Origin of the sequence: Streptomyces endocoffeicus (genome assembly GCF_016741935.1) — a bacterium.
GTDB lineage: Bacteria > Actinomycetota > Actinomycetes > Streptomycetales > Streptomycetaceae > Streptomyces > Streptomyces endocoffeicus.
Genome location: NZ_JAERRG010000026.1, coordinates 147,831 through 154,578, shown reverse-complemented (window position 1 = coordinate 154,578; position 6,748 = coordinate 147,831). Strand labels below are relative to the sequence as shown.

Sequence of the window (6,748 nt, the reverse complement as noted above, 5' to 3'; positions counted from 1 at the left end):
TTGCATGCTCTCTCTTCCCTCTTCCGAAAAGTTCCGTCCCGTCGAGGACGGTCAAGGTGGCTACCCCAGGGCCCGCTCGAGGAAATCCAGCACCACGCTCGCGTAGCCTTCAGGATCGGTCTCCAGCCCGAGCAGATGCTCGGCTCCCGGCAGGACGTGCGTCTCGGCTTGGGCGTAGCGTTCGGCCAGCGCGTCCACCGAGGAAGGCGGCACGATCGCATCGTGCTCGCCCGACATGAACAACAGGGGGATCTTGGCGAACTTGCCCGTCGCGGGTGGCGGCCACTGGGCCCGGAGCATGGCCGGTCCCACCGCGCACAGCGTCCGCGCCACCACCGAACGGGCGGGCTCGCGCTTCAGCACGGCGGGCAGCGGCAGCGCCTCCGCCTCCAGGAACTTGCGCAGCAGCGGCGGGACGTCATGCCCCGGCCCGCTGTCGCACACCAGCGCGTCAAGTTCGAACCCGTCGTGCGTCAGCGCCCACATGGACGAGAAGCACGAGAACGAGAAGCCGTAGAAGGCTATCCGCGCCGTGCCGTACCCCCGCCGGCCGCGCAGATGGGACACCACGGCGGTGACATCGCTCGCGAACCGGTCGCCGAGCCCGAACAGCGCCCGGTCGTCGCTGCTGGCCCCGTGGTTGCGGTGGTCGAACAGACAGACGGTGTACCCGGCGTCGTGCAGGAACTTGGCGTGGCGGAGGCTGTGGTCCTTCGCCGTCGCCATGCTGTGCCCGAGCACCACCACCTTCTCGGGGGACCCCGGGCACAGCCAGGTGTCGAGGTGCTTCCGCGCCGCGAAGGGGACCTTCAGCTCGGTGCAGGGCAGCCCGTGGTCCCGGGGGTGCTCCCGCTGTGCCCGGCGCCGCGGATGGAAGGCCAGATACGCCAGCGAGGCCCCGAACAGCGGGGCGATCGGCAGGGCCGCGGCCGAGAGGGCGCGGGCTCCCAGGGAAGGAGGCCGCGCCGACGTCTGGCGTGGCTCGGGCATCTGCGTCCTCCAGGAGGGGGAGTGTCCGTCGGCGGTCAGGGCGTTCTCGTCTCGGTCGGGACGGGCGGCTGAGCGGTCGGGTGGCGGGGCGGTCGGGTCGGGCGGGTGGACGGGCGACAACGTGTGAACGAGCGGGCGGGCGAAGAGTCAGCCACAGCCTCCGGCATGGCCCGGATCGGCCGACCGGGCGGCGGCGAAGTCCGCGTCCGACAGCTCGGCGACGTCCGCGTCCGACGCCCCGGCGGGGGGCGTGTCCCGGGACCGGGCGCCGGAGCCGGACCCGGACCCCGACCGGGGCCCCGAGCCGGACCCCGAGCGGACCGAGGCGACGAAGGCCGCCAGCCGGTCCACGCCCCAGAACTTGTCATAGCCGTGGGTGAAGAACGGCACGCCGAACGCCCCGGCGTCGCTGAGCGCGAGCAGGGCCTGGAGCCCCCGGCCGACGCGCAGCTCCTCGTCATCGGCGGCCGCCGCCGCCCGTTCGGCCGGCAGCCCCAGCTCCCCGGCGATGTCCGCGATGGTCGAACGGTCGCAGATGTCGCGGCCCTCCTGCCAGCGCGCTCGGTACACGCGCTCGATCCAGGCGGGGCCGAGCCCCGCGTCGAGCGCGAGGAAGTACGGCAGATGCGGCACCTCCCAGACCGGATCGTGATCCACCGGCCAGCTGACCGCGAGACCGCGGTCGGTCGTCAGCCGGCGCACATCCTGGAGGATATAGAGATGCTTCTCCCGGGACATCGCCGAATAGGGGAAGTGATGGCCGTGTTCGGCCATACGGCGCTCCCCGTCCGCGTCCGGCTCCCACCACAGATGCCATTCCACCGCCTGTGCGACATCCGGATAGCGGTCCATCAGATCACGGTAGGCGATCCAGCTGTACGGGCTGCGGAAATTGAAATAGAACCGCGGTACTTTGCTGCGCTTGGCTGCCACGTCCGTACCTCCTCGCTCGTCCGTCTCCTGCGTAACGCTCGTTCAGCGAGCGATCACACCGTGCGCTCCGCCCGCACAGCGGTGCGGCGATGCCGGTCAGAGGACGATGCCGCCGTCCACCTGGAACACCGCACCGGTCACATATTCCGCTCCGACCAGGTACGCGACCATGTCGGCGACCTCCTCCGGACGGCCGAAGCGGCGCAGCGGGATGCTCTGCTCCGCCTCCTTGCGCGCCCGGTCGGAGAGCTCGGCCGTCATATCGGTCTCGATGAAGCCGGGTGCCACCACATTGGCTCGAATGCCATACCGGCCGACCTCCTTGGCGAGCGACTTGGTGAAGCCGATGATCCCCGCTTTGGAGGCCGCGTAATTGGTCTGGGTCGCATTGCCGTGGACACCGGCGACGGACGAGATGTTGATGACGCATCCGGACTTGCGTTTCATCATTCCGAACACCACGGAACGGCACAGGTGATAGGTGCCGTCCAGGTTGACCTCCAGGACGCCGCGCCACTCCTCGTCCGTCATCAGCAGCAGCGGATTGTCCCGGGTGATCCCGGCGGAGGTGACCGCGACCTCGACCGGGCCGAGCGACTCCTCGGTGAAGGCGACCAGCTCGCGCACCGCGCCCGCGTCGCGGACGTCCGTCTGCCGGCCGAGCACCCGCCCGCCGCCCAGCCGCGCCGCCGCCTCCTCCAGTTCACGGGCGGCGTCGGGGCTGGAGCGATGGCAGAACGCCACATCGAAACCGTCCCGGGCCAGCCGGAGCACAGTGGCCCGGCCTATGCCGCGGGAGCCGCCGGAGACCAGCGCGACGCGCGGCGTCGGCTCCTCGTCAGGCGTCGGCTCCTCGTCACCGGATGCGCGGCCCGTGTCGTCGGATATTCGGTCGGACATACGGTGAGGTCCTTCTCCCGGGGGTGGTCTACGGTCAGAGCGGGTCGGGCACGGGCGGTCCGGGCTCATGGGGCTCGGTCGCGGGCGGGGCGGCCAGATCGGAGGCCGGGCGCATGGTCATCGTCAGCCGCCCTATGGTGAGGGCGGTCTCCTTGCCGACCAGGCTCTCGCCCTCGAAGACGTAGGTCTCGCCGACCTGGCGGGCCAGCCGCACATGGTGCTCCACCACATCGCCGGGCACCACCGGCCGATGGAACTCGGCGTCCGTGATGCCGCCGAGGAGCATCGCCTTGCCCGAGCGCACATCGGGGTTGGGCCGGTCCCAGGTGACCAGCACCCCGGCCACATGGCACCAGGACTCGATGAGCACCGTCCACGGATAGTGGTAGTCCTCCTCGGTCGCGGTGTCCGGCATCCCCTCGTACCAGGGCTCGTTGCAGGTGACCGCCTTCAGCCCGGTCGCCCGCTCGCCCGGCACCAGCTCGGTGACCCGGTCGACCAGCAGCATGGGGTAGCGGTGCGGCAGCATCCGCCTGATCTGATCGACGGTGATCATCTGGCGTCCCGGTTCTCGAAGCGCAGCCTTATCTGCGCGGCGGTCCCGCGCCCGGTGGCCGCCGAGGCCCGGCAGCGCCAGCCACCGTCCTTGCGCGACCAGACGTATTCGCTGGTCAGCTCGTCACCGGGGTAGACCGGGCTGAGGAAGCGGGAGGACTCGACGGCCGCCAGGACCCAGCGCCCGCCCGGTTCGCGCTCCGGCATGGTGGCGAGGGCGCCGCGCTGGACGTACTCCACCACACACACCCCGGGAAAGATGGCGAACCCCGGGAAGTGCCCGGCGAACACCTTCTCCGACGCGCCGACCACGGCCACGCACCGGGCCGGCCGCTCACCGGGGACACCCGGGTCCACGACCTCCACGGTGCCGTCCACCGGCCCGCACGCGGCCGCCGTCATCTCACTTCCCCATCTTCGAGGCGAGCAGGTCGTACACCTTCCGGAGCGTGGTGATGTCCTTCATCTCCCGCTCCTCCAGCTTCACCGAGTACTTCTTCTCCAGGACGACCATGACTTCAAGGGCCATCAGGGAGTCCACGCCGAGGGTCTTGACGAAGTCGGCGTCGTCGGTGACGTCCTCCTCGTCCACGTCGAGCACATCCGCGACGAAGGTGCGCAGCTCGTCCATGTCCAGGGCGGCGGTGGCGTCGGCCATGCGGGGGTCTCCTTCCGCTCTCAGAGCGTGGGGCTCACGCTTCGGGGGTGGTGAGCTTGGCGAGGGCGGCGGCCGACTCGACCGGGACGGTGAGCGCGCCGTCCGCGATCCGGCGGATCATGCCGGTCAGCTGACGTCCGGGGCCCAGCTCCACGAACCGGACGCAGCCCAGCTCGCCGGCGAGTGTGCGGACGCTCTCCTCCCAGCGCACCGGGCTGGTGAGCTGGGTCAGTTCGAGGTCCCGCCAGTGCTCGCCGGTCGCGTACGAACGGGCGTCCACGTTGGCGACGACCGGGGTGTGCTCGGGGGCGAAGCGCACGGCGGCCAGGGCCTCGCGCAGCTCGTCGGCGGCCGCGGCCATCAGCGGGCTGTGGAAAGCGCCGCCGACGGCGAGCCGGATCACCTTGCCCTCGCTCTCCACGGCCAGTTCGGCCAGCCGGTCAACGGCCTCGGCGGTGCCCGAGAGCACGATGGCGCCGGGCGCGTTCACATTGGCGATCCAGACCTGGCCGCCGTCCTCCTGGCCGCCCTCCTCCTGGACCCGGCCGACCAGCGCCTCCACGGTCTCCGGGCCGAGCCGCACCACGGCGGCCATGGTGCCGGGCGACCGCTCGGCGCACGCGCGCATGGCCCGGCCGCGGGCGGCGACGAGGCGGGCGGTCTCGGCGAGCGGCACGGCCCCGGCGGCGTGCAGCGCGGTGTACTCGCCCAGGCTGTGCCCGGCGCAGGCCACCACCCCGCCCAGCAGCCCGGCGGCCGCCGCCTCGCGGTGGGCGAGCACCTCGATGGTGAAGACGGCGATCTGGGCGAGGTCGGTGCGGCGCAGCGTCTCGTCGTCGGCCTTCAGCAGGAGTTCCTCGACGTCGACACCGGTGTACTCGGAGATCTCCGCCACCAGCGCCCAGGACTCGGTGTCCCGCCACGCCTCGCCCATGCCCGCCTTCTGGGCGCCCTGCCCGGGGAAGACCAGCGCCGTACGGGGCGCCTCGTCCGCCGTACGGGGCGCCTCGTCGCCGGGGGCCGCGGCGGCTGCGGCGCGCGCAGGGGGCGCGGCGGCCGCGGGGGGCGCGGGGGGCGCGGCCATCGTCTCTCGGTCCGTCATCTCAACCAGCTCCTTCAGTTCGGTGGGCGGCGGCCCGTCACCGGATCCGCAGCAGGGCCGCGCCGACCACACCGTCCCGGTCCACGGTGGTGACCAGGGCGGTTCCGCCGGAGGGGATCTCCTTGCGCTCGGCCATCGCGAGCACGGTGGCGATCTGGAAGGCCGCCGCGGCGGCGCAGGTGTCGCCGATGGTGTCGGCGGCCGTGATCCGCGGCGGCTCCTTGCCGCCGAGGGCGGCGGCGAGGGCGGCGAGCTCGGCCTCCCCCTCGGCGCCGGGGGCGCCGGAGTCGGCGACGGCGCTCAGCTCGCCGGGGGTCACCCCGGTGCGGTCCAGCAGCCGGCCGATCGCCTCGGCGAGCACCGTACGGGCGGCCTTCGCGTCCGCGGCGCAGCCGAACTCCAGGCCCACCACCTCGGCGAGCCCCTCGCGGCCGTGCTCGCGCGCCGAGGCGTCGGGCTCCAGCAGCCATACGGCCGCGCCCTCGCCGAGCACGGCGGCGCTGTTCTCGTCCGCGCGGGCGTGCCACTCCAGCCAGGCGCGGGCCGAGGAGAACTCCTCGACCGCCCCGCACAGCACGGCCTCGGCCCGTCCGGCCCGCTGGAGCCGCATCGCGTACCGCAGGGCGAGCAGCCCGGTGGCGCGGCCGCCCGCGATGGTGGTGTTGGGGCCCCTGAGCCCGTGCCAGATGGCGGACTGGCCGGCCGCGCAGTTCATCACGGTGTTGGGGAACCGGGCCGGGTCCACGTAGAAGGGCTTCTCGCCCACCAGCGAGTCCCGGGTGAAGTCCATGATGCTCTGGGCGGAGCCGGTGCTGGTGCCGAGCGCGAGACCGGTCTCCTCGCCCACCCCCGGCAGCCGCTCGCCCTCGCCGTACTCCCGTTCCCCGGTCAGCAGATGGCGTATCGCGGTGACGGCAAGGCCGGTGGCCCGGTCCATGGAGCGGGTGCCCTTGCGGCCGAGGATCTGCCGGATGTGGAAGTCGGGCACGAGACTCGCCTCGCGGAACGGCGCCGACCACTCCTCGGGGTCCAGCGGCCGGGCGGCCGAGCGGCCGGATCGCAGGGCCGCGCTGAAGTCGGCCCCGCGCAGCCCCAGGGGCGATACGGCGGTCCATGCCGAGATGACCGGGGCTGCCCCGGAGGGGGCGTTGACCATGGGTTCGGGTACTCCTTCGGTAGAGGCCAAGGGGCCGTGGGAGCGGGAGCGGCGGGTCACAGGAACCACACCTGTTCGTAGGAAGGCCAGCGGGCCGCGAGGTCGTCGCCCCCGATGACGCGTACGCCGGGCAGCAGCCGCTCGGCGGCGGTGCGGCCGAGCGCGGCCAGACCGTCCTCCTCGACCAGCACGGTCACCCCGGCGGCCAGCAGCTTCGCCACGGAAGTGGGCGGATGGGGCAGGGTGTCCAGGGTGCGGCCGCCGAGGCGCAGCGAGGGCCGGGGGCCGGTGTCGAGGGCGTAGCCGGCGGCGGGGCCGCGCAGCGCCAGATCGCAGCCGCCGCTCTGCCGGTGCAGATCGGGCACGCAGTACAGCACGTCGGCGTACTGGGTCTCGATCGAGCCCCGGTACGCCTTCTCCACGATCAGCAGCCAGCGCGCCTGGTCACCCATGG

General features: G+C 72.6%; 9 protein-coding genes. All 9 read right to left on the bottom strand.

Features of this window, described 5'->3' with window-relative positions:
- Positions 1–60: 60 nt before the first annotated feature.
- The 9 genes from JK364_RS42310 to JK364_RS42270 all read right to left on the bottom strand — a co-directional run bounded on the left by JK364_RS42310 (position 61) and on the right by JK364_RS42270 (position 6,746).
- Positions 61–990, bottom strand: coding sequence for an alpha/beta hydrolase (locus JK364_RS42310; RefSeq protein ID WP_201856748.1), 930 nt, complete (start codon positions 988–990; stop codon positions 61–63).
- Between the two features lie 147 nt (positions 991–1,137).
- Complete coding sequence (locus JK364_RS42305) at positions 1,138–1,923, bottom strand: DsbA family protein (RefSeq protein ID WP_201856747.1); 786 nt, start codon at positions 1,921–1,923, stop codon at positions 1,138–1,140.
- A 96-nt stretch (positions 1,924–2,019) separates the two neighbouring features.
- On the bottom strand, positions 2,020–2,823 hold the full coding sequence (gene fabG, locus JK364_RS42300; protein ID WP_230993307.1) for a 3-oxoacyl-ACP reductase FabG: 804 nt from the start codon (positions 2,821–2,823) through the stop codon (positions 2,020–2,022).
- A gap of 34 nt (positions 2,824–2,857) precedes the next feature.
- The gene (locus JK364_RS42295; RefSeq protein WP_201856746.1) at positions 2,858–3,379 is read right to left on the bottom strand and encodes a 3-hydroxyacyl-ACP dehydratase FabZ family protein; all 522 of its coding nucleotides are present in this window, start codon (positions 3,377–3,379) and stop codon (positions 2,858–2,860) included.
- Positions 3,376–3,780 carry a 3-hydroxyacyl-ACP dehydratase FabZ family protein gene (locus JK364_RS42290; RefSeq protein WP_201856745.1) on the bottom strand — a complete coding sequence of 135 codons (405 nt, stop codon included), beginning with the start codon at positions 3,778–3,780 and terminating at the stop codon, positions 3,376–3,378. The genes JK364_RS42295 and JK364_RS42290 overlap by 4 nt, the downstream gene beginning before the upstream one ends.
- 1 nt (position 3,781) lies before the next feature.
- Positions 3,782–4,036, bottom strand: coding sequence for an acyl carrier protein (locus JK364_RS42285; RefSeq protein ID WP_201856744.1), 255 nt, complete (start codon positions 4,034–4,036; stop codon positions 3,782–3,784).
- A 34-nt stretch (positions 4,037–4,070) separates the two neighbouring features.
- A complete protein-coding gene (locus tag JK364_RS42280; RefSeq protein ID WP_230993306.1) occupies positions 4,071–5,138 on the bottom strand; it encodes an ACP S-malonyltransferase in 1,068 nt (355 codons plus the stop codon).
- Between the two features lie 37 nt (positions 5,139–5,175).
- On the bottom strand, positions 5,176–6,294 hold the full coding sequence (locus tag JK364_RS42275) for a beta-ketoacyl synthase N-terminal-like domain-containing protein (RefSeq protein WP_201856743.1): 1,119 nt from the start codon (positions 6,292–6,294) through the stop codon (positions 5,176–5,178).
- A 56-nt stretch (positions 6,295–6,350) separates the two neighbouring features.
- Positions 6,351–6,746 (bottom strand): hypothetical protein, encoded by a 396-nt coding sequence (locus JK364_RS42270; protein ID WP_020871035.1) that lies wholly within the window; start codon positions 6,744–6,746, stop codon positions 6,351–6,353.
- Between the last annotated feature and the right edge of the window lie 2 nt (positions 6,747–6,748).